The organism is Idiomarina sp. (assembly GCF_048260185.1).
In the GTDB taxonomy this organism is placed as follows: Bacteria; Pseudomonadota; Gammaproteobacteria; order Enterobacterales; family Alteromonadaceae; genus Idiomarina.
Genome location: NZ_JBLXHB010000004.1, coordinates 215,883 through 240,898, shown reverse-complemented (window position 1 = coordinate 240,898; position 25,016 = coordinate 215,883). Strand labels below are relative to the sequence as shown.

At 46.1% G+C, this 25,016-nt stretch carries 28 protein-coding genes; 14 read left to right on the top strand and 14 right to left on the bottom strand.

The features are described 5' to 3' along the window. Positions 1–7: 7 nt before the first annotated feature. On the top strand, positions 8–898 hold the full coding sequence (locus tag ACN0RF_RS10550; RefSeq protein ID WP_417438973.1) for a MaoC family dehydratase: 891 nt from the start codon (positions 8–10) through the stop codon (positions 896–898). 14 nt (positions 899–912) lie between these two features. Here ACN0RF_RS10550 and ACN0RF_RS10545 read toward each other — a convergent pair whose 3' ends face one another. The 3 genes from ACN0RF_RS10545 to ACN0RF_RS10535 form a co-directional block, all read right to left on the bottom strand. Continuing rightward, complete coding sequence (locus ACN0RF_RS10545) at positions 913–2,187, bottom strand: amidohydrolase family protein (RefSeq protein ID WP_417438972.1); 1,275 nt, start codon at positions 2,185–2,187, stop codon at positions 913–915. A 95-nt stretch (positions 2,188–2,282) separates the two neighbouring features. Further along, on the bottom strand, positions 2,283–2,735 hold the full coding sequence (locus ACN0RF_RS10540) for an RrF2 family transcriptional regulator (RefSeq protein WP_417438971.1): 453 nt from the start codon (positions 2,733–2,735) through the stop codon (positions 2,283–2,285). Between the two features lie 18 nt (positions 2,736–2,753). After that, positions 2,754–3,695 (bottom strand): META domain-containing protein, encoded by a 942-nt coding sequence (locus tag ACN0RF_RS10535; RefSeq protein ID WP_417438970.1) that lies wholly within the window; start codon positions 3,693–3,695, stop codon positions 2,754–2,756. Positions 3,696–3,924: 229 nt separating this feature from the next. Here ACN0RF_RS10535 and ACN0RF_RS10530 point away from each other — a divergent pair, with 229 nt between their 5' ends. Further along, positions 3,925–6,060 (top strand): TonB-dependent receptor family protein, encoded by a 2,136-nt coding sequence (locus tag ACN0RF_RS10530; RefSeq protein WP_273025433.1) that lies wholly within the window; start codon positions 3,925–3,927, stop codon positions 6,058–6,060. Between the two features lie 64 nt (positions 6,061–6,124). Here the strand turns inward: ACN0RF_RS10530 and ACN0RF_RS10525 are convergent, their stop codons facing one another. Continuing rightward, positions 6,125–7,072: an ATP-grasp domain-containing protein gene (locus tag ACN0RF_RS10525; protein WP_417438969.1), complete on the bottom strand. Its 948-nt coding sequence runs from the start codon at positions 7,070–7,072 to the stop codon at positions 6,125–6,127. A 9-nt stretch (positions 7,073–7,081) separates the two neighbouring features. Further along, positions 7,082–8,305 (bottom strand): APC family permease, encoded by a 1,224-nt coding sequence (locus tag ACN0RF_RS10520; RefSeq protein ID WP_417438968.1) that lies wholly within the window; start codon positions 8,303–8,305, stop codon positions 7,082–7,084. A 134-nt stretch (positions 8,306–8,439) separates the two neighbouring features. On the opposite strand from ACN0RF_RS10520, the gene ACN0RF_RS10515 reads away from it, so the two are divergent. After that, the gene (locus tag ACN0RF_RS10515) at positions 8,440–8,778 is read left to right on the top strand and encodes a zinc ribbon domain-containing protein YjdM (protein ID WP_126782818.1); all 339 of its coding nucleotides are present in this window, start codon (positions 8,440–8,442) and stop codon (positions 8,776–8,778) included. Between the two features lie 21 nt (positions 8,779–8,799). Then, on the top strand, positions 8,800–10,008 hold the full coding sequence (locus ACN0RF_RS10510) for an ectonucleotide pyrophosphatase/phosphodiesterase (protein ID WP_414018731.1): 1,209 nt from the start codon (positions 8,800–8,802) through the stop codon (positions 10,006–10,008). Here the strand turns inward: ACN0RF_RS10510 and ACN0RF_RS10505 are convergent. After that, on the bottom strand, positions 10,005–10,499 hold the full coding sequence (locus ACN0RF_RS10505) for a DUF4199 domain-containing protein (RefSeq protein WP_414018732.1): 495 nt from the start codon (positions 10,497–10,499) through the stop codon (positions 10,005–10,007). The genes ACN0RF_RS10510 and ACN0RF_RS10505 overlap by 4 nt on opposite strands. 103 nt (positions 10,500–10,602) lie before the next feature. Between ACN0RF_RS10505 and pgsB the strand changes: the two genes are divergently transcribed. The 3 genes from pgsB to pgsW are packed head-to-tail and all read left to right on the top strand — an operon-like array spanning position 10,603 to position 13,546. Next, positions 10,603–11,808 (top strand): poly-gamma-glutamate synthase PgsB, encoded by a 1,206-nt coding sequence (gene pgsB / locus ACN0RF_RS10500; RefSeq protein WP_417438967.1) that lies wholly within the window; start codon positions 10,603–10,605, stop codon positions 11,806–11,808. Next, positions 11,805–12,380 carry a poly-gamma-glutamate biosynthesis protein PgsC gene (gene pgsC, locus ACN0RF_RS10495; RefSeq protein ID WP_417438966.1) on the top strand — a complete coding sequence of 192 codons (576 nt, stop codon included), beginning with the start codon at positions 11,805–11,807 and terminating at the stop codon, positions 12,378–12,380. Before pgsB ends, pgsC begins: the two co-directional genes overlap by 4 nt. A 14-nt stretch (positions 12,381–12,394) precedes the next feature. Further along, a complete protein-coding gene (pgsW, locus tag ACN0RF_RS10490; protein ID WP_417438965.1) occupies positions 12,395–13,546 on the top strand; it encodes a poly-gamma-glutamate system protein in 1,152 nt (383 codons plus the stop codon). Positions 13,547–13,586: 40 nt separating this feature from the next. Here the strand turns inward: pgsW and ACN0RF_RS10485 are convergent, their stop codons facing one another. Next, positions 13,587–14,066, bottom strand: a complete 480-nt coding sequence (locus ACN0RF_RS10485) for a GNAT family N-acetyltransferase (RefSeq protein ID WP_417438964.1) — start codon at positions 14,064–14,066, stop codon at positions 13,587–13,589. A gap of 103 nt (positions 14,067–14,169) precedes the next feature. Here ACN0RF_RS10485 and ACN0RF_RS10480 point away from each other — a divergent pair, with 103 nt between their 5' ends. Continuing rightward, on the top strand, positions 14,170–15,348 hold the full coding sequence (locus tag ACN0RF_RS10480; RefSeq protein WP_417438963.1) for an MFS transporter: 1,179 nt from the start codon (positions 14,170–14,172) through the stop codon (positions 15,346–15,348). A gap of 135 nt (positions 15,349–15,483) precedes the next feature. On the opposite strand, the gene ACN0RF_RS10475 is transcribed toward ACN0RF_RS10480, so the two are convergent. Next, the gene (locus ACN0RF_RS10475) at positions 15,484–15,906 is read right to left on the bottom strand and encodes a secondary thiamine-phosphate synthase enzyme YjbQ (protein WP_417438962.1); all 423 of its coding nucleotides are present in this window, start codon (positions 15,904–15,906) and stop codon (positions 15,484–15,486) included. Positions 15,907–15,992: 86 nt separating this feature from the next. Here ACN0RF_RS10475 and ACN0RF_RS10470 point away from each other — a divergent pair, with 86 nt between their 5' ends. Next, a complete protein-coding gene (locus tag ACN0RF_RS10470; RefSeq protein ID WP_417438961.1) occupies positions 15,993–16,427 on the top strand; it encodes a nuclear transport factor 2 family protein in 435 nt (144 codons plus the stop codon). A gap of 26 nt (positions 16,428–16,453) precedes the next feature. Then, on the top strand, positions 16,454–16,732 hold the full coding sequence (locus tag ACN0RF_RS10465; protein WP_011235637.1) for a peptidylprolyl isomerase: 279 nt from the start codon (positions 16,454–16,456) through the stop codon (positions 16,730–16,732). Positions 16,733–16,753: 21 nt separating this feature from the next. Here the strand turns inward: ACN0RF_RS10465 and ACN0RF_RS10460 are convergent, their stop codons facing one another. After that, complete coding sequence (locus tag ACN0RF_RS10460) at positions 16,754–17,224, bottom strand: hypothetical protein (RefSeq protein ID WP_034822802.1); 471 nt, start codon at positions 17,222–17,224, stop codon at positions 16,754–16,756. A gap of 143 nt (positions 17,225–17,367) precedes the next feature. Here ACN0RF_RS10460 and ACN0RF_RS10455 point away from each other — a divergent pair, with 143 nt between their 5' ends. Both ACN0RF_RS10455 and ACN0RF_RS10450 read left to right on the top strand, forming a co-directional pair. Next, complete coding sequence (locus ACN0RF_RS10455; RefSeq protein ID WP_082815469.1) at positions 17,368–17,511, top strand: DUF2256 domain-containing protein; 144 nt, start codon at positions 17,368–17,370, stop codon at positions 17,509–17,511. Between the two features lie 260 nt (positions 17,512–17,771). Further along, positions 17,772–18,671, top strand: coding sequence for a sensor domain-containing diguanylate cyclase (locus ACN0RF_RS10450; RefSeq protein ID WP_011235640.1), 900 nt, complete (start codon positions 17,772–17,774; stop codon positions 18,669–18,671). A gap of 63 nt (positions 18,672–18,734) precedes the next feature. Here the strand turns inward: ACN0RF_RS10450 and ACN0RF_RS10445 are convergent, their stop codons facing one another. The 4 genes from ACN0RF_RS10445 to ACN0RF_RS10430 all read right to left on the bottom strand — a co-directional run bounded on the left by ACN0RF_RS10445 (position 18,735) and on the right by ACN0RF_RS10430 (position 22,971). Next, positions 18,735–20,558 (bottom strand): DUF885 domain-containing protein, encoded by a 1,824-nt coding sequence (locus ACN0RF_RS10445; RefSeq protein ID WP_417439055.1) that lies wholly within the window; start codon positions 20,556–20,558, stop codon positions 18,735–18,737. Between the two features lie 144 nt (positions 20,559–20,702). Further along, positions 20,703–20,999: a hypothetical protein gene (locus ACN0RF_RS10440; protein ID WP_011235642.1), complete on the bottom strand. Its 297-nt coding sequence runs from the start codon at positions 20,997–20,999 to the stop codon at positions 20,703–20,705. A gap of 102 nt (positions 21,000–21,101) precedes the next feature. Continuing rightward, positions 21,102–22,205, bottom strand: coding sequence for a Fic family protein (locus ACN0RF_RS10435; protein ID WP_417438960.1), 1,104 nt, complete (start codon positions 22,203–22,205; stop codon positions 21,102–21,104). A 127-nt stretch (positions 22,206–22,332) separates the two neighbouring features. Continuing rightward, on the bottom strand, positions 22,333–22,971 hold the full coding sequence (locus ACN0RF_RS10430) for a LysE/ArgO family amino acid transporter (protein WP_034822737.1): 639 nt from the start codon (positions 22,969–22,971) through the stop codon (positions 22,333–22,335). Positions 22,972–23,059: 88 nt separating this feature from the next. Here ACN0RF_RS10430 and ACN0RF_RS10425 point away from each other — a divergent pair, with 88 nt between their 5' ends. Beyond that, a complete protein-coding gene (locus tag ACN0RF_RS10425) occupies positions 23,060–23,635 on the top strand; it encodes a helix-turn-helix domain-containing protein (protein WP_417438959.1) in 576 nt (191 codons plus the stop codon). 63 nt (positions 23,636–23,698) lie between these two features. After that, positions 23,699–24,262, top strand: a complete 564-nt coding sequence (locus ACN0RF_RS10420) for an exonuclease domain-containing protein (RefSeq protein WP_417438958.1) — start codon at positions 23,699–23,701, stop codon at positions 24,260–24,262. A gap of 229 nt (positions 24,263–24,491) precedes the next feature. On the opposite strand, the gene ACN0RF_RS10415 is transcribed toward ACN0RF_RS10420, so the two are convergent. After that, positions 24,492–25,001, bottom strand: a complete 510-nt coding sequence (locus ACN0RF_RS10415) for a hypothetical protein (RefSeq protein ID WP_417438957.1) — start codon at positions 24,999–25,001, stop codon at positions 24,492–24,494. Positions 25,002–25,016: the final 15 nt, after the last annotated feature.

Below are 25,016 nucleotides of genomic sequence, written 5' to 3'. Positions count from 1 at the left end.
TATCACTATGGAACGTGTTGATACAAGCCCGCAAAAGCTAAGCCCGATGCCCAGCATGTTACTGCGTTCTCTGTTAACGTTACAACGCAGCGATGAGTCAGCAGCAGAGTCTGAAACTTTGCTCAAAGAGTATTCTATTCCTGCGCCAACAGCTAAGCATCTGAGCCGTTATCAACAATCGTTTGGTGGTTTTGTCAGTGATGTTCCTCTGGCCATGCTGTACTGCATTGCGCAAAGAGCTCATTTATCGCAAATGCTCGATGACAGCTTTCCCTGGCCTGCGCCTGGTTTAGTTCATGTCAGCAATAAAATTGAGCGTCATCAGGTCATTTCTGCGCAAGCGCCTTTTCAGCTGGTATCCAGAGTCAAAGTACCTAAGCGCGGGCCTGATGTTTCTCCGCGTCGCCTGCGTCCTCAGTTTGTGGTTGAGTTCTGGCAAAATAATGAGAAAGTGGCAACATGCTCCAGCGTTTATCAGGTGATGAGTGGACAGAATGCTGGAACAACGAAAAAATCGACGCCTCCGATAAAAGCATTTGAGCCGGAAGCCGGTTGGGAAAATCTCAGTCACTGGCAATTAGGCAGTGGTATGGGCCGACGCTATGCACGGATTTCCGGCGACTTTAACCCAATTCACCTGCATCCGCTGGTCTCACGTTGGTTTGGCTTTGAAAAACCAATTATTCATGGCATGTATATGATGGCAAGAGCTCAGGCCGAGCTCGAACAGCGTCAGCAAAAAGCCATAACTTATATCGACGTTACCTTTAAGCGCCCGGTTATTTTACCTGCACGGGTGCAGCTATGGGCGTCAGAGCAAGGTGATAAAACCAAATACGAAGTGCGCAGTGCGGATCACAGTTCACTGAAACTGGAAGGGTCAGTTCGTTTCGACTAACCCTTCCGGGTGCTTTACTGGTGCTTATAAACCTTACCGTCTTTCATCACGAAGCTCACATTTTGTAATACCGTGATGTCTTCCAGCGGATTTCCTTTTACAGCAACAATATCGGCCAATTTACCTTCTTCAAGATGGCCAATATTGTCATTTTTCAATATTTTCGCTGCTGTTTTAGTCGCTGACTGAATTGCTTCTGCTTCCGATACACCGGCCTCTACCATGTACTGGAATTCAAGCGCGTTATCGCCATGCGCTGAAACACCACTATCGGTGCCAAAAGCAAAATTCACTCCGGCCTTGTATGCTTTAGCAAAAGTATCCTGAATTTTAGGCCCTATGGCACGAGCTTTGGGTCTGACCACATCCGGAAAGTAACCATCAATTTCAGCTTTCTCCGCAACAAATTTACCGGCCAGAATTGTCGGAACCAAATAAGTACCATGCTCTTTCATCGCGGCAATCACTTCGTCATCCATGTAGGTGCCATGTTCCACCGAGGTGATCCCCGCTTTTACAGCACGTAACATACCGGCTTTGCCGTGAGCATGGGCTGCAACGTGAAAGTTATAATCGTTGGCAATATCCACCAGAGCTTTCAATTCATCATCCGTAAACTGCGGATTATCACCGCTGCTGGCCATACTTAAAACACCGCCGGTTGCGGTAATTTTGATGAAGTCCGCGCCATCTTTATAATGCTGTCGTACCGCTTCACGGGCACCTGCGGCACTGTTGATTACGCCATCTTTAGGCGTAGGCCGCCCCATCAATTCCTCTTTCCAACTATTAGTCGGGTCAGCATGACCGCCGGTTGTTGCCAATGACTTGCCTGCGGAGTAAATTCGGGGACCGTCAACCACGCCCGCATTTACTGCATCACGTAGAGCAATAGTTACATTATGAGAGTCGCCCGGATTTCTTACTGTGGTAAAGCCCGCGTTCAGAGTCTTCATACCGTAATGCTGAGCAGTTAAAGCCAGATCAGCCGGATTTTCGGTAAACTGCTTTATATATGAGTTTGGCCCTGACTGACCGTCAAGATGCACGTGCAAGTCAATGAGGCCGGGTAAACAGGTATGGGAACTTAAGTCAGTAACCGAAGCATCGTCACCCGGACTGTTCACTTTTACCGCCGTAATTTTGTTATCAGTGACTTCAATATAGCGTTCGCCGGCCAGCCGACCGCTTTCACTATCAAAAACGTTTCCGCAATGCAGCCATTCACCGGCTTGAGCAGAATGACCGGCTAAGGCAACAGTCAATCCAATAGCTATCTTTTTCAGCATAGTTTTCCCCTGATTTTCATTTTAATTATTGTTCTTCTTTGATACTCCGAACTCTAACCAATTGCAACGACAGTGGCTAACATTGAGACAAAAAGTCAGTCTTTGTCGATAGTTACCGGAATAGGGGTACCCCAAAACTCGCGAATTTGTGCATCGTTACTCACCAAAGAAGCAAGAGTGTAATTTGAGAGAGAGTCGTAGAAGGTTTCTTTGCCCCGATTGATCACATTTTTCAGCTCACAAACGGGAAAAATAGCGCATTCGGGTTTATGACAGTCGACCCAGTACTCATCGCCTTCTAGTCGACGTATGACTCTGTCCAGCCGTATATCAGCCGGTTCAATAGCCAGCAGGAAGCCACCATTTTTGCCTCGACGTGTTTCAATTAGACCTTCTTTGCCTAACTGATGAACGACCTTGTTTAAGTGATTGCGTGGCACATTGAATATGCCACTCAACTCATCAATAGTGGCGCGCTTGGTATCTTCTTTTGTAGCCAGATACATAAGAACTCGCAGACCGTAATCTGTGTACTTTTTTAATTGCATGGTGGCGCCCTTCTGCCTTTATTCGCTCTGTTGCTTAAATGTCATCTGACGACCTCCACGAGTGCTCAATATCAAGCGTCCTTTATCATCAATATTCACTTGATAAACTCGCTCCAGAACACTGCTGAACTCTTGCGAGAGTTCGTTTGCCTCGCCACTGCACGCCATTTTTGTGCTTCCGGTAACCCGAATCTGAGCTAATTCGCCACCCATGTTGTAGTTGCCAAAGTAACGATTACAACCATTAAAACCGGCAAGCTGACTGTCTTTTAAAAACTGAATGGTTGCGGGCTTAGAATGAATGGCATGCCCTTCAAATTCCGACAGCTCCCAGCTGGCTCCCTGAAGTAACCATTCACTGTCGCCGCCGCAGCCGGAATACATTCGGTCAGATTCCTGTAAGTCGACCTGATAGGGATACAACCGTCCACTCATTGAATCACGACAAAGTCTGTCAATGACAATAAGATGTTTATCGGTTGTCGACTCGATACGCCACTCGTAAGGTTGCTCAGACACAACCTCCGCTGCGGCCAAGTCAATAATCGCTTCGCTTTCAGGGGTTGTCAGTGCCATATGCTGGGGGTTTACCGCCACTTGCCAGAAAGGTTCATTGCCTTTCGCCGTAAAGTGTTTAGGTAAAGTGCCTTGCTCAACACAAAGCGGCATCTCCTGGCCCCGCCAGGTAATATCGGCTTCGTTACCTTTACTCCAGAACTGAGTTAATGGTTCTTTATCATTTGAGTAGCGGGCTCCCGAGCCACTCACCGCCTGAGGTAACTCTTCTTGTTGCGACCCGTAACTTAACAGCACGCTATTTTCTTTTTGCAGCACACTGAGCTCGCTGGCCCCACACTGGTAATATGTCGGCATTTGCTCTTTCGGAGTTAACAGGGCGCAACCTGACAGCAGCATTACAACGAGAATAGAGACACTTCCTTTCATATGTATCGCAGGCATACTTGCCATCCTTATGTTTTTAACCGTTAAGTTAGAATTCTATAGATCACACTGGTAATTGCATTATTTCTTCCAAGTCTTTTTTTAATCTGCCGAACGGGCGCCAGAATAAAGAGTTAGATAAAAACGGTAGAATCTATTATTGCGAATCATTCTTATTTTAATTATCATTCCTATCGAATTTAATTAATCTAAAATAACTTTTCAATAAAGGTAAAACGATTCCGTTATGAAGAAAACGATCTTAGCCAGCACCATATTGACCGCTCTTGCAGCTCCCGCTATGGCCGATAATGCCGCCGGCGATACTGATATCGAGCAAATCAAAATTATTGGCAGTAAAACAGATGCCCGCAATGTTGCCGGCTCCAGTGCTGTTATTGACGAAGAACAGATGCGCATTGAGGTTCCGAGTGACATTAATCAGTTAATGAAAACCATACCGGGTGTTTATGTCCGTGAAGAAGATGGCGAGGGCCTGCGTCCTAATATCGGTATTCGTGCTGCAACAGCAGGGCGTGTCAGCAAGGTCACTCTGCTGGAAGACGGCGTCATGATGGCTCCGGCACCTTATTCAAATCCGGCCGCCTACTACTTCCCGACGACCTTCCGTATGTCGTCAGTTGAAGTATTAAAAGGTGCACCTTTATTACGTTACGGCCCGCAAACAACCGGCGGCGTTTTAAACCTGGTGACAACACCTATTCCAGAAGACTTTGGCGGGCAGGTTCTGACTCAGTTTGGCGAAAACAGCAGCCGTGATATTCACGCTCACGTAGGCGGCACTGAAGGCCAATGGGGATTTTTATTAGAAACCGTGCAACGCAGCAGCGACGGCTTCAAAGAAATTGACCGCAGCAGCCGCGATGCCGGTTTTGATATTGAGGACTATGTTGCAAAACTGCAGTGGACTGGCGATCGCCAGAGTCTGTTAGCTAAAGTGCAGTACTCCGAAGAAATCTCAAATGAGACTTACCTTGGCCTGACCGATACCGATTTTGCTCAGAATGAAAATCGCCGTTATGGCCTTTCTGAAATTGATCAGATGGATAACTCGCACAAAGGCTACAGTTTAAACTATGCATTTCAAGCAACCGATAACCTGACCTTGAATGTTTTGGGCTACTATAATGAGTTTGCTCGCAACTGGTTCAAACTGGATGGCGGTAATGCTTACGTTAGCGCGGCTAACAACGGTGACGCCGATGCATTAGCTATTTTGCAAGGCACTCAGGATGAAGCAGGCCTGAACTACAAAAACAACAACCGGGCTTATGAATCTAAAGGCATTGAAGCCAATGCCCAGTTTGTTTTTGAAACTCATAACTTTGAAGTAGGTGTTCGTGACCACAGCGACGAGATGGATCGTTTTCAGCCGGTTGAAATTTATGACCAGGTTAACGGTAGTCTCGTATACCAGGGCGAAGTCATGCCAAGCGGCGGCAATAACCGTTTAGAAGGCGCTGACGCCGTCAGCTTCTGGTTAACCGACCAATGGCAGGCAACTGAAAACCTTAACGTACACTTTGCGCTGCGTTATGAAGACGTCGAGTCTTATCGTAATCAGTTTTCTGATACGGCTCGCGAGCAACTGGACAGCACGCGTTCAAACGACAGTGACGAGTGGTTGCCGGGCGTATCCTTCACTTATGACGTGAACGAAAACTGGCAGGTTCTGGCTGGCGCACATAAAGGTTTTTCTCCTTTAGGTGGCGGAGCCAAAGAGTTCCAGGAACCAGAAACCAGCAATAACTACGAAGCCGGTGTTCGTTTTAACCAAGGTTCATTCTTTGCGGAAGCCATTGGTTTCTACAGCGACTTTAGCGACACCACACAACAGTGTTCAATTGCTAACCCGTGTGACAACGGTGCTGAATCGGGCTCTTATGTTCTGGGTGAATCGACCGTAACGGGTCTGGAGTTACAGGCAAGCAATACCTTTGAATTGGGTCAGTTCCTTATGCCAGTTGATTTTGCTTACACCTACACTAAAGGTGAAATCAGTCAGGACAATGTGGTAACAGGTTTGATGGATGGCGATGAACTGAATGACATTCCGCAGAATACCTTCAGCGTTCGTATTGCACTAGACAACAATAAAGGCTGGGTAAACTATGTGGTCGGTAAATACATTGACGAAATGTGCGTCTCTGTTGGCTGTAACCGTGACAACAGCCGTTTCAACAAAACCGAATCACTGTTTGTGACCGACTTTGTCAGCCGTTATGAAGTCGACAACAACATGGCGGTTTATTTCAAAGTTGAGAACCTGTTCGATCAGCAGAAGATTGTTGCTCGCTCACCACATGGTGCGCGTCCGAACAAACCTCAAACAGCCTCTTTAGGTGTGGAATACACTTTCTAAAAAACAATCCCTCCCTGGATTTGTTATGGCCCCATTTTTATGGGGCCATTTTTTCTGGGCCGCCTTATTGCGCTAAGCTAATCAGGTAATCCGCTAACGCGCCCATGCCTGTTTTCTTAACACCCGCTTCGCGTTCTGCACTTTGATTATAATTGGTGTTAGTGTTCACATCGTAAACGTACAGTTCGCCTTTTGCGTCTTCAATAAACTCAATGCCGGCCACATCAATATCATTGGCTTTTAAAAAGGCTTCCAGCGCAAAAATAATTTCATGGTCATTAAAGCGCTGCGTAATAGTGAATTTATTCGGCTGGTCGTCTGCAACAGGCGCTTCACTGGTTGGGCAAAACGCATCATCCACACTGCACACATCGGCAGGGCATAACTCAAAGCCTTGCTCAGTGTTCACGTTAACCGCGTAAACAAATTTCTGCCCGACAAATTCGCTGCGCGTAATATGCGGCTGCTTTGGCTGAATGTATTCTTGTAACAGCCAAATGCCATCTAAAGGCTCTTCATAATCGTCGCTGTTTAGGTAGTTCTTTAAGCCAGCGACATCATCAAACTTAATAACACCTAAACCTTTACCACCGCGGTTAGGCTTTAAAATTAGTGGCCACTCGGCAAACTTTTCAGCCGCTTCTGTCAGCAGTTCTTTTCCCACCACTGCCTGCGTTTTCGGCACGCTAAGGCCGGCTTTCTGTAACGCCGCATACTGCGACAGCTTACACACTTCCAGCGCCAGCACCCGGGTTCCATTGACCACAGTCCGGTTACTGTTTTCCAGCCAGGTTAACGCCATGCGAGTCAGTTCCGGTGCAAACCGATGGCCCCTTGTGTGCGAGGAGGCACTCATTCGGTTATAGTAAACCGCATCTTCAGGAAGCTCGGAAAAAGGTATAACTCCCGTGTCCAGAAACCATTCTTTGGCTTCTACGCCGCGCTTTTCAAACTCTGCTCTTAGTGGCACCAGCCACTCTTCATTTTCGTGCAGAATAACAATATCTCGCATGGTTACCTCTTAGCGTCTCAGCTGATGTATCAGCAGAACTACGACAATAAAAATAAGCCCTGACAACAGCACCTGCCAGGGAACAAAAACGGCCAACCCAAGACAGCTGACTAAACCTAGTATGGATACCCACTTAGGCACAAAACGATCACTTTTTGTGACCTTCAGTGCCGCTAAATTCGTGATGCCATAATACACTAAAACCGTGAAAGCACTGAACGACCATGCGGTCTTTATATCGCCAATTGCGACCAACACCAGCATGACAATACAAGTTAACCAGGTTGCCGGTGGCGCTGAGGTTTGCTGGTCGTTTAAATTAGCAAAGCGCATGGGTAAGTCGGCGCGACGCCCCATAGCAAGAACCACCCGCGATACTCCCAAAATTAAGTTCAGGATAACCCCGCCCATAGCAACCACCGCACCAAGAGTCACCAACCATCGTACAGGTCCGCTCGGCAGCAAACTCGCCAAAGAGAAGTGCTCAGCCTGAAAGTCCGCTATGCTGGGAAAATGCAATAGCGCGCTACCAACACCTAAATACAGAAGCGTTACAACCGCCAGAGTTAAAACGACAGCCAGAGGGATAACCCGGCGCGGGTTTTGTACTTCTTCTCCCATGGTGGCAATGCGTCCGTAGCCTGTGTAGGCAACAAACAGCAGAGCTGCCGCCTGCAACACGTTCCACCATTCTACCGAAGCCCGCTCAATAACAACGGCGGTTTGTTGATGCCCATTAATAATAAAAGCCAACAAAGCCACTATACTCACCGTAACAATGGCTGCATTAACCCAGTTTGTGCGCTTAACGCCCCCCAGTACTAATAACGTTAATAGCACCAATACCGCAGCCGCTATCCACTGCGCTAAATAGTCCGGTATTGCCATGGCATTGGTGATGTACCAGCCTACCGCCAGAGCAGCGGTCGCCGCTGATGCACTTTTCGCTACCACAAATAAACTGCCAGCGGTTACGCCATAAGCAGGGGTCAGAAACCGGTAACCATATTCATAGGTGCCGCCGCTTACCGAGTGCGCGGAAGCTAACTGAGCCGAAGACAGGCCATTGCATAAGGCCGTTACTGCCGCAATGAAAATGGCCCATAAAACGGCACCACCGGCAATATCCGCACCAATACCCACACTAACGAACGCACCGGTACCTAAAATGGACCCCAGGCCTAAAACAATAGCCCCCGCCAAAGAGGTGGAACGCACAAGTTGTTGATTCATAGACTGCCCTTTTTTCTTTCGTTGGTGATTCAGTCACTTCTCTATTATCTTACAGGGTAAAACATGAAATGGATGTGACAAGTCTGGCTTACGGGCTATAATCGCACGCTTTCATCTCCTCAAAAGGATCTGACATGAGCGATTTCCCAGCCTGCCCTGAGTGCAAATCAAGCTTCACCTACCACGATGGCACCTTATTAGTTTGTCCTGAATGCGGACACGAATGGTCTGAAAACGAACCAGAAGTAACTGACGATGCACCAACTTATCGCGATGCCAACGGTGCGCCACTGGAAGACGGCGATACTGTCACTGTCATTAAAGATCTTAAAATTAAAGGTTCATCATCGGTTGTTAAAGTCGGTACCAAAGTTAAAAATATCCGCTTAATTGATGGTGATCATGACATCGACTGTAAAATTGATGGTATTGGTGCAATGAAACTGAAATCTGAATTTGTTAAAAAGGTCTAAAATCGGATACCGGAAATTACTATGAAAACGCTTTTAGCTGTCTGCCTTGTTCTTTTTTCGTCATTTACTTTCGGGAAAAGTAATGAGCAAACTGTGGTACTTATTTCAATTGATGGCTTTCGTCACGACTATATTGAAAAACATGATGCCAAAAACATTGCAGAATTAGCTAAAAGCGGTGTGCGCAGTAAAGGACTGATTCCCGTTTATCCGTCCAAGACGTTCCCAAATCATCTATCTATTATCACCGGCCGTTACCCCACTAACCACGGTCTGGTCGATAATAACTTTTACGATACCGAGCGCCAGCAAAAGTACAGCATGGGCGACGGCTTAGAGGACAGTAGCTGGATTACCGCTTTACCCCTGTGGAACCTTGCTGAATTTCAGGGCGTAAAAGCGGCGACCTTTTTCTGGCCTGAGTCCGATGCCCGTATTAATGGCCGGACGCCCAGTTACTTTTATCATTACAGTACCCCCGTTCCTAACCGCCAGCGGGTAGAGCAAATCATCGACTGGTTGAAGTTACCGGAAAAAGCTCGTCCAAGACTGGTTACCGGCTACTTCTCTGTGGTTGACACCATGGGTCACCGTTTTGGCCCGGACGCTAAACAAGTAAAAGGCGCGGTTCAGCACGTTGACAAGCTGATTGGTGAGTTATGGCAACGAATGCAAACAGAAGTGGATGCGCCGGTTAATCTGGTTCTGGTTTCTGACCACGGCATGGCGCCAATAAAGGCCAACAAGATGATTGATGTTAATGAGCTGAATATTGATGAAGAGCTTTTTAACGTTGTAAATGCACAAACTCGACTGCTTATTTACGCAAATGAGGAGACTTCGGACAAGCAAGTGGACTCACTCCGACAACGCTTGAACCAAATGGCTGATGCCCCCTTTTATACAGAATCGGAAGCAGCGTTGGCTCAGCGGCACTTCGTGAATAGCCCCCGGGTTCCTGCCATTGTTTTAGCAACGGATGCTCCTACCAGCTTCGCTACACGGCCGCGTAGTCAGTGGTCAGACGGCGGCACTCACGGGTATTACGGCACCCGCGATATGGACGGCTTTTTTGTTGCAGCCGGAAGCGGTTTTCATCGTGGCCAGCAAATTGAGCGTTTTGAGAACATCCATATATACCCAATGCTGGCAGAATTACTCAATTTAGAGCTGCTCACCGAAATTGATGGCCAGGCTGAAGTGCTCCGGCCAATCTTAAAAGCGAATTAATTATCGTCAAGTTGCGGTGTTTTCATAAATATCGCGACTATTGCTGCCGTGATGGTGCCGACAACAAGGGCAAAAAGCATTGACTGAATAATATAGCTACCTAAAGTAAAATAAACTTCTGCTTGCTCAGCGTTCATTCCACCTTCATTAACAGCAAAGTTACTAACGTTTTCAAAATAATTCGGTGAAATAATAACGTGTGTTATCCACTGGCTAATTGGCGTTAAAACCGCCACCACAATGGCTATAATCAGACCACTGATAAACCCCTGTTTCCAGGTCATTGATCCGTTAAGATCTTTTTCCCGTTTTTCTCTAAGTGCTAATACATAAATGGCGATAGCAATAAGTGCAAAGAAGTTCGAGTAAGTTGAATGGTAAGCAATGTAATTGTCATGAAGACCAACTAGCCTTGCTATTAATACCCACAACATACTGACTATAATAAAAATAACGCCCCACTTTATTTCTGTTGTTCGTGTTTTAAGCATTCTGGATTACCCTTTTGTAAAGATCCCTAAAAACAATAGCACTATTAAGGGATAGTCTGTAATTATAGTCCCGTTTTAAACGAATTAATTCAGGAGGATTCTCGTGGAAATACCCAGCATGCTCGCTATCGTGGCTGCACTGTGGGTTGTTCTGGTCATAGCCGGCGCTTTTGAGGCCGTTCGCCATTGGGCACTTGTCCGTAAAATTCCAGTGCGGGTCCATGTAAATGGTACTCGGGGAAAAACCAGCGTTACCCGGTTGATTGCTGCGGGGTTACGGGGTGGCGGCAAACGTATTTGTGCTAAGACAACCGGTTCAGCTGCAGCTATTACCGACCCGGATGGTCGCGAATTTCCTATTTACCGCATAAGCGGTGCCAATATTATTGAGCAAATGCGCACGCTCAAAAGAATGGCAGCATTAAAACCTGAAATTGTGGTTATGGAATGTATGGCGTTGCAACCTCAGTATCAGTCTTTGAGTGAATTACGTATGGTTCGCTCAACGGTTGGTGTTATTACCAATGCCCGTGCCGACCATTTAGATGTTATGGGCCCAGGTGAGAACGATGTCGCACTGGCTCTGGCAGGTAGTACCCCAGTAAAAGGCGACTTATTTACCGCTGAACGCGACTTACTGGATGTGTTTAAACATTCTTGCCAAGACCGTAAAAGTGAGTTGCACGGAGTGACAGAGGAAGAGGTTAACGCGATTACCGACGACACCATGAAACGTTTCCGTTACGCGGAGCACGCTGAAAATGTTGCGTTAGCACTGAATATCTGCGAACACTTGGGTGTTGACCGGGAAAAAGCCTTAGAGGGAATGGTCTCACTAGAGCCCGAGGCAGGTGCAATGCAAGTTCTTCACGTTAATTACTTCAAACGCGAAATTGTATTCGTCAATGCTTTTGCTGCCAACGATCCCGAATCTACCAGCCGTATTTGGGAAAACATGCTGGAGAAACACAGCGAAGGGCGACGTAAAGTTGTCTTAATAAATTGCCGGGCTGACCGCCCACACCGCTCCCAGCAAATGGCCGAAGACATCGTTAAATGGAGTCCCGCAGATAAATATCTGTTAATGGGCTCAGGAACCTTTATTTTCGTCCGTAATGCCGTGAAATACGGCCTTGACCCCGAAAAACTACTTGTTATGGAAAATGCTGAGATGACCGAAATTACCGAAACTATTTTAGAAGAATCCGGCAGCAGCGCATTAGTTGTCGGTATGTGCAACATTCACGGAGGTGGCGAAGAAGTCGCTCGTTTCTTCCAGAACCGGGCAATCAAGGAGGAAGATCTATGATTGCATTAAACATTCTTGCCGTTGCCATTGGTGTCGGTTTATTTTTTACTTTGTTACTCACACAAACATTAGGTTTAGCCGCCGGCGGCTTGGTTGTTCCCGGTTATGTTGCCTTGCAACTGACTGATCCTCTAAGCCTGGCTATTACACTTGTTGCGGCGCTTATTACCTACCTGATTGTCAGAATTATTGCCAGTTTCGCTATTATTTATGGCCGTCGCCAAACCATTATCATGATTCTTACCGGTTATCTCATTGCTGGCTTAATGGATTTATTCCTTGGCAACATTGTTAACTGGGTAGATTTGCAAATGATAGCAGGCGGTGGTGATGCGCAGGCTCAAGTTGCCACACTTGAATCGAGCTTTATGATGTCGATTATGGAAAGCAGCATCGTCGGCTACATTATTCCGGGACTTATCGCTATTTGGTTTGATCGGCAAGGCGTATTGCAAACCTTATGTGGGCTGGCAGTAACTGCAGTACTGGTTCGTCTTGCACTTATCATTATTATGCCCGAATCATTACAAATGTACGAAGCAAGCCAAGCATTTCAGATGCCAGGCTGGTAACAGGAGGACGAATCATGAGTAGTTTTACAAAGATTTATTGGCGTTCGTCGGGCGTACCAACCTGGGGACTTATTTTTCTTATCGTACTGTCAGTAATCGTTATGGTTTCTGCGGAAAATCTAAAACAACGCGATCCCGTCGTTGATGATAATTACGCAACCATGGTTAATGCGTCAAAAATAATGCGTGAAGGTATGCAGGTTCTTAAACCGTTACGCGCAAAACTGGCTCCAATTAACCCGGAATTCGATCCCCAACGCTCTGGTATGGTTGGTTTGGAAAACAGTATTGTTACCACTAACCATGGTAGTCGCGAATCGAAACAAACTACGATTAACCCTAACTGGGCAGCAGTCGCGGTCAAATTAATGGCAGATGCGGGTGTTCAGGAAGGAGATTTAGTTGCAGTTACGGTATCAGGTTCCTTCCCGGCATTGAACCTGGCTGTCTATTCAGCTATCGAAGCGATGGGAGCTGAAGCGATTATTATCGCATCCGCGTCATCCTCGCAGTGGGGCGGGAACGTACCTAACTTTTTATGGCTTGATATGGAGCGAGAACTCCGCGAAGCCGGCGTACTCAGTTCAAAACCCGTTTACGCTTCTATTGGAGGTATTGAAGATCGGGGAATTGGTATTCCCGAAGAAGGCATTACCTCAATACGAAATACAATAGAAAGAGCCGGTATCAATTTTATTGATCCTGCAAGCTACCAGGAAGCCGTCGCTGACCGTATTGCCATATTTCGTGAATATTCAGCTGACCGTCAATACAAAGCCTTCATAAATGTTGGTGGTGGCGCAACTATAGTAGGCCCTCCCGGTATTGATGATATGTTCAAGTCAGGTCTTCAGAAGGACGCTCCTTCACGAGCTTTTGCTGTCGACACCATGATGGGCTATTTCCTGCAAGAAGATATTCCGGGTATTCACTTTAGTGGCATTAAAGATATGGCCACACGACATGGCCTTCCGTTAATGCCACAAGAAGTTGTGCCCGTTGGCAATGGCGGTATCTATTCAGCAACCGTTTATAACCGCTGGTTAGCACTTGGTTTAGGCCTTGGTTTATTCGCCATGACCTGGCTTATCGTCCGCTCTGCACGCATTACCAGCTTATGGCGCAGAACTGGCGAAAGCGGTAAAAGTACGAAGCCAATGGTTTAATCATTACCCAAGTTTAAGGGAGCAAATTTTGCTCCCTTTTTTATTTCCTTTCCCTCAGGCTCATAGCAATCATGTCCTGATTATCACTAACTTCCTTAAAACCAAGACTGTTGTATAACAACCTGGCTGGGGTATTTTCAGGATATACATTCAATGTAATAAATCTGATTTTCTCCTGTGCCCAGGCATACTCCAGCAATGCTTTTACAAACAACCGACCGACCCCTTGGCCTCTAACTTTTGGGTTAACAATAAGGCACGCCAGGTGAATACCATTCTCTACTTTTTCATAGGCCTGAGCAAAACCAACCAGCTCTTCATTCTGATAAAATGCAAAAGTCCCGCGCTCATTGCCTTTAATCTGTCGCCAAATAGCCTCTGTCGGGCTGCCATACCGAACTTTATCACCAAACCACAGGCGAAACTCGGCAGCATTCTCAGGCCAGGTCAGTGCCACTTTTAATTCGTTGATTTCAGCTTTCTTTAGCATCGCTCTTTGTTTGAATAGTGGGATTTTCAATGTAAATTATCACAGAAAAAAAGCCAACGTCGCATTAGTTCGTTAACTAAGGTAATGTAAAGCAGATAAAAATAACCTCCTATAAGAGGTAATTAACGGCACCATGCTAAGCAATACCAAACTACACCAGAAGCTCGCTTTACCCTTAATTATTCTCTCTCAATTACTCGGTACTTCCCTGTGGTTCAGTATTAACGGAGTCTGGCATCCTTTATCGGCAGAGCAGCAACTCACTGAATCAGACTTAGGCGCTCTAACTCTGGCTGTACAGCTGGGTTTTATTATCGGCACTCTGACACTGGCATTGACCGGGTTGGCGGATCGCTACCGGGCCAGCCAAATTTTCCTGTTCTCAAGCATCGTTGGTGCAGCTGTTAATGCGCTGTTTATCCTAACCGTTGAAATTGCCAGCATAGCCTGGTTGCTGCGCTTTTTAACCGGGCTGTGCCTAGCTGGAATTTACCCAATGGGAATGAAACTGGTGATATCCTGGGTGCCTCGTTACGCCGGCAGTGCACTTGCCTGGCTATTGGCGATGCTTACTCTGGGCACGGCCTTGCCCCACCTCATGCGCGGCATAACTCTGGATTTTTCATGGCAGATCCCGTTACTGGCCTCTTCACTATTGGCATTGCTTGGTGGTTTATTAGTGGGCTGGCTTGGTAGTGGGCCTCATTTACCTAGCGTAGCGACGCCCCACACGTTACGTTCCGGATTACGCGCATTAATCCAACCTAAATTTCGTGCCATAGCAATAGGCTATTTTGGTCATGCCTGGGAGCTCTACGCTTTTTGGATGCTGACACCCTTGTTGGTATTGCACCCACTGGCGACTCTAAACCTGCCATTAAGCGCGGCATCCTGGCTGGCATTTAGTATTATTGCTATTGGCAGTCTGGGCTGTATTGGCGGCGGCATCATGAGTAAGAACATAGGTGGTTTACGCGTTGCCCGACTAGCTTTATTCAGTTCCGGTGCCATTTGCTTACTATACCCTTTAATGACAGAGCTTCCTGCAGAGTTAATTTTCGGTTTGTTACTATTGTGGGGTCTAACTGTTATCGCTGACTCGCCACAGTTTTCGGCACTAGCCGCCCAATTTGCGCCAAAGGAGAATATTGGCTCGGCACTGGCTATAATGAATGCCATTGGCTTTTCTTTAACACTACCGGCAATATGGCTAACCAGCAACTTGTGGTCTATACATAATGAATGGGTCACCTGGCTTTTACTGCCCGGTCCCGTTATTGGTTTATGGGCAATGCGTAAATTATCAGCATAGAGAAGAAACATGACGACAGAACAGAAAGACCAGCGTATCTACAAGCACGGCATTTTCACCATTGTCGGGATAATTGCTGCTTTAGCTCTTATTTTTCTTATTGCCAGGTTTGGCTAAGTGAGTACTCGCTACCCCTCACTCACCCTGCAATGTCAAAACTAAAGTACGAGCGCCACCATGATCTCTATGTTCACATAGGTATATACCTTGCCATGTTCCCATATTCAGACCACCTTCGGTAACCGGAACCGTCACGCTACTTCCCAGAATACTGGACTTTAAATGTGCCGGCATATCATCAGGCCCCTCAAACGTATGCCGGTAATAAGGCGCATTCTCCGGTACCATCTCATTAAAGTGGCTTTCGAAATCCTGACGGACTGTTGGGTCGGCGTTTTCGTTGATGGTCAGCGATGCCGATGTGTGTTTTATAAATACCTGTAATAGCCCCGCTTTAACCGACCCGAGTTGCGATAAAGCTTGTTCTACTTCATGACTAATAAGATGAAAACCTCGCGGCTTAGCCGCTAACCGAAGTTCCGTTTGTTTGATAAGCATTTGTAAACCTGTTTGCCGTATATCAGAGCTTGCCATATGCTGACAGCATACAGAAAATAAAAGTATAACTTAAAGGAAGAATAACCATGCGATACCTAATTATAGTTTTCAGCCTGCTATTCAGCAGTACAGTTTTAGCTCAAGAAAGTGTAGAGGAAACGACAACAAAGGCTGTTGAGGGCTTTCTTTACGGTGCCAGCATCAATGACCACAAGGTTCACGATAACTTCTGGGCAGAAGAACTCACTTACACCAGCTCGACTGGAAACCGCTTTGGTAAAGAGCATCTTATGTCCGGCGTTAAAAGCTCAAAGACCAAAGACCCGGAAGAAGTTGAAGTGTGGTACGAGGCCGAAGATATCGAAGTAAAGCAATTTGGTGACACTGTGGTTTTTAATTTCACACTAACCGCCGAAGAAGAAGGAAAAGTGACAAAATACTATTACAATACCGGCGTTCTCATTGAGCTGGATGGTCGCTGGCAGGCAGTTAACTGGAACGCGACTGAAGTCCCTGAATAAAACCGACATAAACGCCGGGGGTAAAAATGGCAAGAGCACACGCATTACATATTTTAGTCGAGACTAAAGATGAAGCCGAAAAACTAAAAGAGCAACTGACCAAAGGTGCTAAGTTTGCCGAGCTTGCACGTAAGCATTCACTTTGCCCCTCGGGCAAAAAAGGTGGTGACTTAGGCGAGTTTAGCCGCGGACAAATGGTTCCTGCTTTTGACAAAGTAGTGTTCGGCAAGCCCACTCTTGAAGTGCATGGCCCGGTCAAAACCCAATTTGGCTGGCACTTAATTAAGACGTTGTCTCGCAGCTAGCTAGCCGGGGCGGTGCCGGACTTAATTATTTTGTTCCGGCTCAACGCCTTTCTCGTTTTCAGATTTTACATAAATAGCAATGCCTTCTCCGGTTTTATCAGTCAACCCAAAAGCCTTACCCACACTTACTCCTAAGCCCAAGTTACCCGAGTATTTCCCTGCGCCGGTGCCGACATAAACAGAGTTACCTTCTTTTTCACCCGTTTTTTGAAGCAAAATTCCATTAGCACCAACTTTTGCCGCTTCCTGTTTCAGGCGCTTTAATACCGCGTCCATTTTCGCCTGCTCACCAAAGCTCCACGAGGAGTCGCTGGTTGCTTCAATTAAAGCTATTTCCTCATAGTTTTCTGGTTTTTCTAAATAGACTTTTACCTGCTCAGCCGGAATTTCCGGACGAGCATCACCAATAAGCACGGAAGAAGACGGTGACGCACAGCCCGCCATTAACAACGCCAGACCAAAAACTAAACCATAAGAAATGTTGTGTTTCATAATACGACTCTCGGTTTCAATTCCATCCTTAATCAATAGCACAGAAGTGGAGATTTCACTCAACTCTTTCAATATCTTTAAGGAGCCGTAGAATGCAGTTGGAATAAACGCTGTTCATGCTTTATTAAAAGAGGAGCTTTCAATTGGCGCACCAAAAACCGCACCTGCCCAGCAAGCTATGTCCGGTTTGCCAGCGTCCATTTGTCTGGCGTAAAAAATGGAAGGACTGCTGGGATGACGTTAAATACTGCTCTGAACGCTGTCGAAGACAAGGCCGTCAAAACTAGCGACACCTGATGATACCGAGGGTCATCAGCGCCAATAGTCGGGTGGTATTTTCGCCAATATTTCATAAAATTCTTTAGCCGCTTTTCTTCTATGCTAGCGTGGTTTTGTAAAGATTGGAATGTGTATACTGAACCTACGAACATAAAATTACGTACTAAATCGCACAGGAGAAAACCTGCTTAAAACAGTGGACAATGGTTTTGCTTAAGCGTAACCATGTCCATATTCCTATTTACACCAGCCGGGTCTTATATTTTCAATGAATAAAGCCGCGTTCGCCGATCTTGCCGAATACATGGATTTGCTATTAGATGCGATTTGCGTTGTTAATAAGCAGCACCAGTTCAGTTATTTGAGCCCGGGTGCAGCCCGTGTTTTTGGTTATACCCCTGAAGAAATGATTGGTCGTTCAATGTTTGACTTTATGCACCCCGATGACCATCAGGCAACCATGGCTATCGCTCAACAAGTCAACTCAGGTAACGAGGTTGTTCAGTTCGAGAACCGATACATACGTAAAGACGGCTCAATAGTGCATTTGCTATGGTCCGCGCGCTGGTCTGAACGAGACCAGATGCGGGTTGGCGTTGCCCGGGATGTATCTGAGCAAAAGCAACTTGAAGCAGAACGTGAAGCTTTAATAGCGCGCTTAGAGCATATGGCACTGACCGATCCATTAACCCAGCTCCCCAACCGCGCACTATTTTATGACCGGGTTCGTACATCACAAACACGAGCAGAACGCGATGGCGGCGGCCTGGGTCTGTTGTATTTAGATCTCGATAAATTCAAAGTTATCAATGACGCCTATGGGCACGCAACCGGAGACCAGTTACTGAAGGGAGTTGCTGAACGGATTGCAGCTTCAGTTCGTGCAACCGACACGGTAGCGCGCTTAGGTGGCGATGAGTTTGTGGTACTTATTGATGCGGTTCCGACAACAGATGAAGGAGTCGATATAGTGCGAACCGTTGCTGAGAAAATTCGTCAGGCAATGCAGGCACCATTAATACTGCCGCATGGAGAAGAGGTTGTTACCGCCAGTATAGGAATGGCTCTGTGGCCTAAACACGGAGACACCGTAGACGCTCTAATAAACCGGGCAGATCAAGCTATGTATCAGGCCAAGCGCGGCGGTGGGAATCGACTAAGTGAATAACCAATGAAAGCAGCGCATCACCGCAGAGTTAGTGCGGTGATGCGCTGTATTTAGGGAAAAGATTTAAGAACTTTTCGTTTCGCTAATATAGTCGTTAACGAATTGCTCAAGTACATTAAGTGGTACCGGACCACTACCCAGCACAACGTCATGGAACTCACGAATATCAAACGCATCACCAAGCTCTGATTTAGCTTTTTCGCGCAATTCAAGAATTTTGTTCATACCAATTTTATAGGCTGTTGCCTGGCCTGGCATAACAATATGACGCTCAACCATTTTCACGGCATCGGCTTTCGCGTTCGGCGTATTGTTCACGTAGAAATCGATACCCTCTTCACGAGTCCATTTTTTGTCATGGATACCGGTATCAACAACCAAACGCACTGCACGCCAAAGCTCCATAGCTAAACGACCAAAGTCAGAGTAAGGGTCTTCATAAAGGCCAATCTCTTTTGGAAGTTTTTCGGTATATAGCCCCCAGCCTTCTGTATAAGCCGTGTAACGGCCATACTTTCTGAAACTCGGAATACCTTCTAGCTCCTGCGCCATTGCAATTTGCATGTGGTGACCCGGAATACCTTCATGATAAGCCAAAGCTTCCATCTGATACGTCGGCATAGATGACATATCGTACAGGTTGGCGTAATAGATTCCCGGACGTGAACCGTCCATTGACGGCTGCTGATAGAATGCTTTACCTGCAGACTTCTCGCGGAAAGGCTCTACCGCTTTTACCGTTAACTCAGCTTTTGGTTTATTAAGAAACAATTCATCAAGGCGTCCACGCATGTCATCAATAACCGCAGTGGCTTCATCCAGATAACGTTGACGACCTTCTTCCGTACTCGAATAAGTAAAGTCGTCACTGTTGCGCATATGTACAAAGAACTCCTGAAGCGTGCCGTCAAAGCCAACTTCTTTCATAATGCCGCGCATTTCTTCGTGAATACGCTCTACTTCGTCCAGACCAATTTGATGAATTTCATCGGCAGTCAGGTCGGTCGTGGTGGTGCGTTTTAATGCGTTATTGTAAAAAGCTTCGCCATCAGGAAATTTCCAGGCGCCGTGTTTAGTATCCGCTTGCTCAGCAATGCCCTCTACTGAGGTGATCAAGCTTTCATAGGCCGGTTTTACTGATTCCAGCATCGCTTTTTTCGCCGAATCTAAAAGCTCATCGCGCTGACTGTCATCAATATCTAAGCCGTCTATTTTCTTAGAAAAGTCTGCCCATAACGCGCTGGGTTCACCATCATCAAACGGCGCACCGGTAATGATATTTTCACTGTCGCTAATGACATAAGGGTAAACGAACTTAGGTGCGATAATGCCTTTCTCAGCCCGCAGCTCCAGGTTCTCTGCCAACTGCTCAAATAATTCCGGCAGGCCATTAAGACGCGCAATATAGTCTTCTGCATCATCCACTTCGCTAATACCGTGCTGATTAATTAGCAACGATGCTACGCTGGAGTGCATACCGAACATTTGGTTAACCGGGTAGTTATAGTGACGCCATTTAAAGTCAGCAATGTCGTTTTCCAGCTTCTGCTTCATTAGCGTCCAGCTAATTTTAGTCTGCTCGTTAAGCTTAGATTCATCAATAGCCATTACCCGTTCCAGCTGTGCTTTCTGAAACTCTAAATCTTCTTTTGCGCGCTCTTCAGAAATATCGTCCCATTTATCCTGATCATCTTTAATACCAAGGTAAGACTGATACATAGGGCTGCGCATAACATTTTCCATGAAAATGTCTTCAAACAGCTTATTCGCCTTTTCCGATTCGGTTTGCTCCGCATTTTGGGTAGTGTTTTCAGTCGTCGCAGTTTTCGACTCCACAGTTGCCGTCGTCGCTTCTTCTTTGGAAGCGTCAGAGCAGGCTGTTGTCATTAACACTAGCGAGACCGCCAGCGCTATCTTTTTATATTCAAACACGTGTTCTCTCCTTTCAGTTTTCTAAACTTGATATCTGTTGTAGCACAGTATGTCAACGCAGGCACGACCACAGGGTAAATTGTTAAGGCAGGCAGCTGCTTATTGCAGTCTATGTTCCCGGCAGGCTTCAATTTGCGCCGCAGGCAAGGACTCACCTATTACCGGTTCAAGAGCTAACTGCACTTTTGGGATCAGTGCCTGAAACTCCGCCAGCAAAACCTCTTCGCTTACGCTTTCATTAAACACAAGTGTCACCTTTAAGCTTTGCGGGAAACGCTGATAATTAACCTCGTGCGTCAGCCAGATAAAACCTTCATGATCAAACTTTGCGGCTTCGCACATTTGAGTCAGTTCGCGGATTATCTCGCGCTCAATTTTTTTGTCCGTTTTTCGCATAGAAACCTTTCGTATTCGTTCAACAGAAAGCCTCGGCTATATTGGTATGGAAAGCGTATTTATTACGGTGCTCTATGCTGGTAGCATGTGGTTGTCGATAAGTTAGGTAGAAGCCTTATAACGCGTACTTCGCCCACCGCCTTCTGTTTTATAAAGCAGCCCTTGTGCAACCATATCCGCCAAATGTCGCGTCGCCGTTGCTTTGCTCACTTTAGCCACCGACTTATACTGCGATGCATTAATGCCGTCCGCAAAATCACCATCCAACAACCGGTTAAGCACTTTTTGCTGATTTGGTTGAATATTCTTGTTCACGTGCCGAGCCCAGAATTTTGCCTTAGCGACAACCCTGTCAATTTTTATTAAAGCGGCATCAACAGCCTCAGCAAGTGTTTGTAAAAACCAAACAAGCCATGGCGTTATATCAACCCCATGTTTCTGAGTATATTCCAGTATGTCGTAATAACCCGTACGATTTGCCAGAATCGCTTCGGACATCGCAAATAACCGAATACTTTGCCTGTCCGCCTGAGCCAGAGCTCTGTCGGTAAGCGCTCGAGTTATGCGCCCGTTCCCATCCTCAAATGGGTGTATTGTCACAAACCACAAATGGGCAATAGCAGCACGTAACAAAGGGTCGTAGTGCGAGTCCTGCTGCGTTTCGTTGTACCAATTAACAAAGCTTTCGAGCTCTGTTTCTATATTGGCTCTTGGTGGCGCTTCAAAATGAACGGTCGGTCGTGAAATAGGGCCAGAAACAATTTGCATAGGTGCTTCACCGCGCAAAACACCAGGCTCTACTTTTTGCATAAGCGATTCATGATGTTCAAACAACCACCGATGCCAGTTTAGTAGCTTTTCTAATTTAATTGGGTCATCCAGATCGGTTACTGCAGATCGCATTAAACTGGCTAGCCCTTCCGAGGAACCATCTGTTTTTACCGGTGATTCGTCATTAATACCGAACTGCCGAGCCAAAGATGAGCGCACCGCGTACACATCAACTTTTTCACTTTCTATCGCCGACGATGCAACAATATTTGCCAGGAGTGTATCGAGACTAAACTCAGCGTTATTTTCAACCAGTGCAGATTTACCCTTTAGCTGACCAAGACGATCATAAACACCACGCAACAAAGGCGCCAGCTGTTGTTGCTGCCACACCATGTTCGGCCAATTTTTATGTTGCCAAAGCCACGCGGTCATTTGCTGATTACCTTAGTTGCTTGCGTCGTGAGCTGAATAACAAGCTTATTCGGCTCATGCTATGAGCCAAATAGTAGGTGTATTCGGCTCATTTTGCAAACATTGGTACTTCTGTACCTTTTACCTGCTAAAGCCAATACGGGACTAAATCTACTAAAAGACTACCTGCGATCAGATACATTACCGCACTGATTAATGCATTGATAATACGCCAGGTTCTTGGTTTATTCAGTTTGTTCGCAAGTTTTTTTGCAACAAATACCAGTGTATAGAACCAGACTGCCGAGGCACATAAAGCTCCGGCAACGAACCACGGTCTATAGACTTGCTCAAAGCCAGCAGTAACACCGCCAACCAGAACAACAGTGTCTATATAAACGTGTGGGTTTAGAAATGTCATTGCAAAAGCCATCAATAATGCGCTTTTAAGCGATGTTCTTTTGCTTTCACCCTTTTCTATCGATAATCGACTTTCACCTTTTATCGCAGCTTTTAGCGCATTACTTCCATACCAGATTAAGAAAATAGCACCCGCTAAGCTCAGCATTTGCCCCCAGATGCTTTCAATCGAAAAGAGCGCGCCAACGCCAAATACGCCCGCACCAATAAGTAGAATATCGCCGATAAAGCAAACGGTCGCCGCTGCAAACGGATGATTATTGGTTAGCCCGGTTTTTAACAGAAATGCATTCTGGCTACCAATTGCGATAATCAACCCACCAGAAATTACGGCACCCATAACGAATACACTGACAAACTCAAACATTATCACTTCCTGCGTTGTTCTAATCGTTTAAGTCAACGATAATGGAAATCATCGCCAGTTTAATATAAAGAAACAAATAGTCAATATAATGACCGATAAAGATAAAACAGCTATTAACGAAGCTATCGCAAAACGCGTTTACACCTTTCGTAAGCAATACGGAATGTCCCTTGATGAGCTGGCTAAAAATGCCGAAATCAGCAAGGGAATGCTAGTGCAAATAGAGAAAGGGCGTGCAAACCCAAGTATCGGAATTCTATGCAAATTAGCCAATGCACTTGCCGTTTCTGTGGCGGATATAGTAGCTGTATCAGACGACCCGAAAGTAACGATTCGACAGCCTCAGGACATTCCGACACTCTGGAATGGTGATCATGGGGGGGCTGCTCGACTGCTTGCAGGTTCAAAGGGCACAATCATGATCGAGTTATGGCGATGGTCTATGTTTCCCAAAGAACAATTTGTATCTGAGGCGCACTCTAAAGGAACCATTGAACTCATTCACGTTGAGGGGGGTTGTTTAGACGTTTTGGTGAATGAAGAAACTTATACTTTATCGGCAGGTGACTCAATGACCGCCGAAATGGACGTTGCGCACACCTACCAAAACAGCACTAACGAACCCGTTCACTTCACAATGACGGTCTACGAAAAATCGAGGTAGAGGTCTCATTGAAAGTTTCTCTTCAAATATCAAATCAAATTTTGACCTATGGACCCAAGTATCGTGAATTCCAACAGGCTTTATCTAATAGTCGATCCTGAAGCCACCTGCTGGGACGGCAATGTTGAAGGTTTAGACCGAAAGCAAACCGTCGATGATATGGAAATTATCGAGTTCGGTTGTGTTATCGCACAATTAGACGGAGCCGTGGTGGACTCCCGATCGTTTATGGTTCGCCCGCAGGTACATCCAAAGCTCAGCGATTTTTGTACTCAATTAACCAGTATTACACAAAGGGATGTTGACTCAGCCCCGATTTATCAAGACGTAGTGCCTAAGATAAACCAGTGGCTGGAGAATTATGAGCTGGCTGCCTGGGGTTCATGGGGTAATTACGACAAGAACCAAATTGGGGCAGAGTTCCGCCGTCATGAAATAGCACCTGAATTCTTCTCACTGTCGCACATTAACATCAAGCAACAATGGCGACAGGACAAAGTGAATAGTCGTAGCGCTGGTTTAGCCAATGCACTTAGATATCATGGTTTGTCTTTTGAAGGAACGCACCATCGTGGTATTGATGATGCTTTGAATATCGCCCGGTTGCTGAGGTTTACTGAATTATGAAATCGCACCTGCGGTAATAACCGCAGGCTACGTCAAAACATATTATTCCAAGTTCTGAATTTTATTATCGATCTTTTAAAATTAATACCTATAAATCAAATATTTAATGCTTTTACTTGTAAATAATTTTGAATTCACCCACCGCTTTACCCACCATAAGGTTCTGGCTAAACCCTGCACATTGAATGATTCAACAGCTAACTTTTCGCGCGAAATGCGACTAGTGGTGTCAAGAAATAGTCGCTTCAACTCTTTTCCGAAGTTCTCGAATAAAAAAATTGCCACGCTTCCATTGCATCTCAAGCTCTTCCTCGGAATACACCTCGTCCAAGATCTTCAACCCGCTACTTCTTTTTGAGGTGATTTTCATTCTTTTGGCGCCTGGCTCCGCGATACCAACGGGAGAATGCATCCATACTGAGTGCACTAGGTCATTTCTCAATTTCGCGAACTTCTCCACTTTAACCAAAGCGTATTTAAACTCCTTGAATATATCAGATGAAGAGTCGCTGAATTTAAGCATTGAAGACGATACTAGCGCCACAAGCTGCTGAAAAGAAAGCTCGGATGTCAAAATTTGTGCTCGCTCATAGTCTAACCTCAGCAAAAGAGCGATACACATCTGTAACTCATGCTCATTAACAGTCTGCTGCATGATTATGGACGCATAAAGCTGTAAAAATCTTGGCGATATCGTTGAGGATATTCCGTGTGCAGACCAGTCTGGCTCTTCAATCATTCCGATTTTCCTTGT

Bases quoted from the DNA above. Each gene is read 5' to 3' on its own strand.
- ACN0RF_RS10440 (WP_011235642.1), bottom strand. From the start codon at position 20,999: ATGCGAAAAACGGACAAAAAAATTGAGCGCGAGATAATCCGCGAACTG.
- ACN0RF_RS10505 (WP_414018732.1), bottom strand. From the start codon at position 10,499: ATGCTTAAAACACGAACAACAGAAATAAAGTGGGGCGTTATTTTTATT.
- ACN0RF_RS10460 (WP_034822802.1), bottom strand. From the start codon at position 17,224: ATGAAACACAACATTTCTTATGGTTTAGTTTTTGGTCTGGCGTTGTTA.
- ACN0RF_RS10525 (WP_417438969.1), bottom strand. From the start codon at position 7,072: ATGCGAGATATTGTTATTCTGCACGAAAATGAAGAGTGGCTGGTGCCA.
- ACN0RF_RS10530 (WP_273025433.1), top strand. From the start codon at position 3,925: ATGAAGAAAACGATCTTAGCCAGCACCATATTGACCGCTCTTGCAGCT.
- pgsC (WP_417438966.1), top strand. From the start codon at position 11,805: ATGATTGCATTAAACATTCTTGCCGTTGCCATTGGTGTCGGTTTATTT.
- ACN0RF_RS10510 (WP_414018731.1), top strand. From the start codon at position 8,800: ATGAAAACGCTTTTAGCTGTCTGCCTTGTTCTTTTTTCGTCATTTACT.
- ACN0RF_RS10550 (WP_417438973.1), top strand. From the start codon at position 8: ATGGAACGTGTTGATACAAGCCCGCAAAAGCTAAGCCCGATGCCCAGC.
- ACN0RF_RS10475 (WP_417438962.1), bottom strand. From the start codon at position 15,906: ATGCTTATCAAACAAACGGAACTTCGGTTAGCGGCTAAGCCGCGAGGT.
- ACN0RF_RS10415 (WP_417438957.1), bottom strand. From the start codon at position 25,001: ATGATTGAAGAGCCAGACTGGTCTGCACACGGAATATCCTCAACGATA.
- ACN0RF_RS10450 (WP_011235640.1), top strand. From the start codon at position 17,772: ATGAATAAAGCCGCGTTCGCCGATCTTGCCGAATACATGGATTTGCTA.
- ACN0RF_RS10425 (WP_417438959.1), top strand. From the start codon at position 23,060: ATGACCGATAAAGATAAAACAGCTATTAACGAAGCTATCGCAAAACGC.
- ACN0RF_RS10515 (WP_126782818.1), top strand. From the start codon at position 8,440: ATGAGCGATTTCCCAGCCTGCCCTGAGTGCAAATCAAGCTTCACCTAC.
- ACN0RF_RS10430 (WP_034822737.1), bottom strand. From the start codon at position 22,971: ATGTTTGAGTTTGTCAGTGTATTCGTTATGGGTGCCGTAATTTCTGGT.
- ACN0RF_RS10470 (WP_417438961.1), top strand. From the start codon at position 15,993: ATGCGATACCTAATTATAGTTTTCAGCCTGCTATTCAGCAGTACAGTT.
- ACN0RF_RS10465 (WP_011235637.1), top strand. From the start codon at position 16,454: ATGGCAAGAGCACACGCATTACATATTTTAGTCGAGACTAAAGATGAA.
- ACN0RF_RS10545 (WP_417438972.1), bottom strand. From the start codon at position 2,187: ATGCTGAAAAAGATAGCTATTGGATTGACTGTTGCCTTAGCCGGTCAT.
- ACN0RF_RS10435 (WP_417438960.1), bottom strand. From the start codon at position 22,205: ATGACCGCGTGGCTTTGGCAACATAAAAATTGGCCGAACATGGTGTGG.
- ACN0RF_RS10535 (WP_417438970.1), bottom strand. From the start codon at position 3,695: ATGCCTGCGATACATATGAAAGGAAGTGTCTCTATTCTCGTTGTAATG.
- ACN0RF_RS10540 (WP_417438971.1), bottom strand. From the start codon at position 2,735: ATGCAATTAAAAAAGTACACAGATTACGGTCTGCGAGTTCTTATGTAT.
- ACN0RF_RS10520 (WP_417438968.1), bottom strand. From the start codon at position 8,305: ATGAATCAACAACTTGTGCGTTCCACCTCTTTGGCGGGGGCTATTGTT.
- pgsW (WP_417438965.1), top strand. From the start codon at position 12,395: ATGAGTAGTTTTACAAAGATTTATTGGCGTTCGTCGGGCGTACCAACC.
- ACN0RF_RS10445 (WP_417439055.1), bottom strand. From the start codon at position 20,558: ATGACAACAGCCTGCTCTGACGCTTCCAAAGAAGAAGCGACGACGGCA.
- ACN0RF_RS10480 (WP_417438963.1), top strand. From the start codon at position 14,170: ATGCTAAGCAATACCAAACTACACCAGAAGCTCGCTTTACCCTTAATT.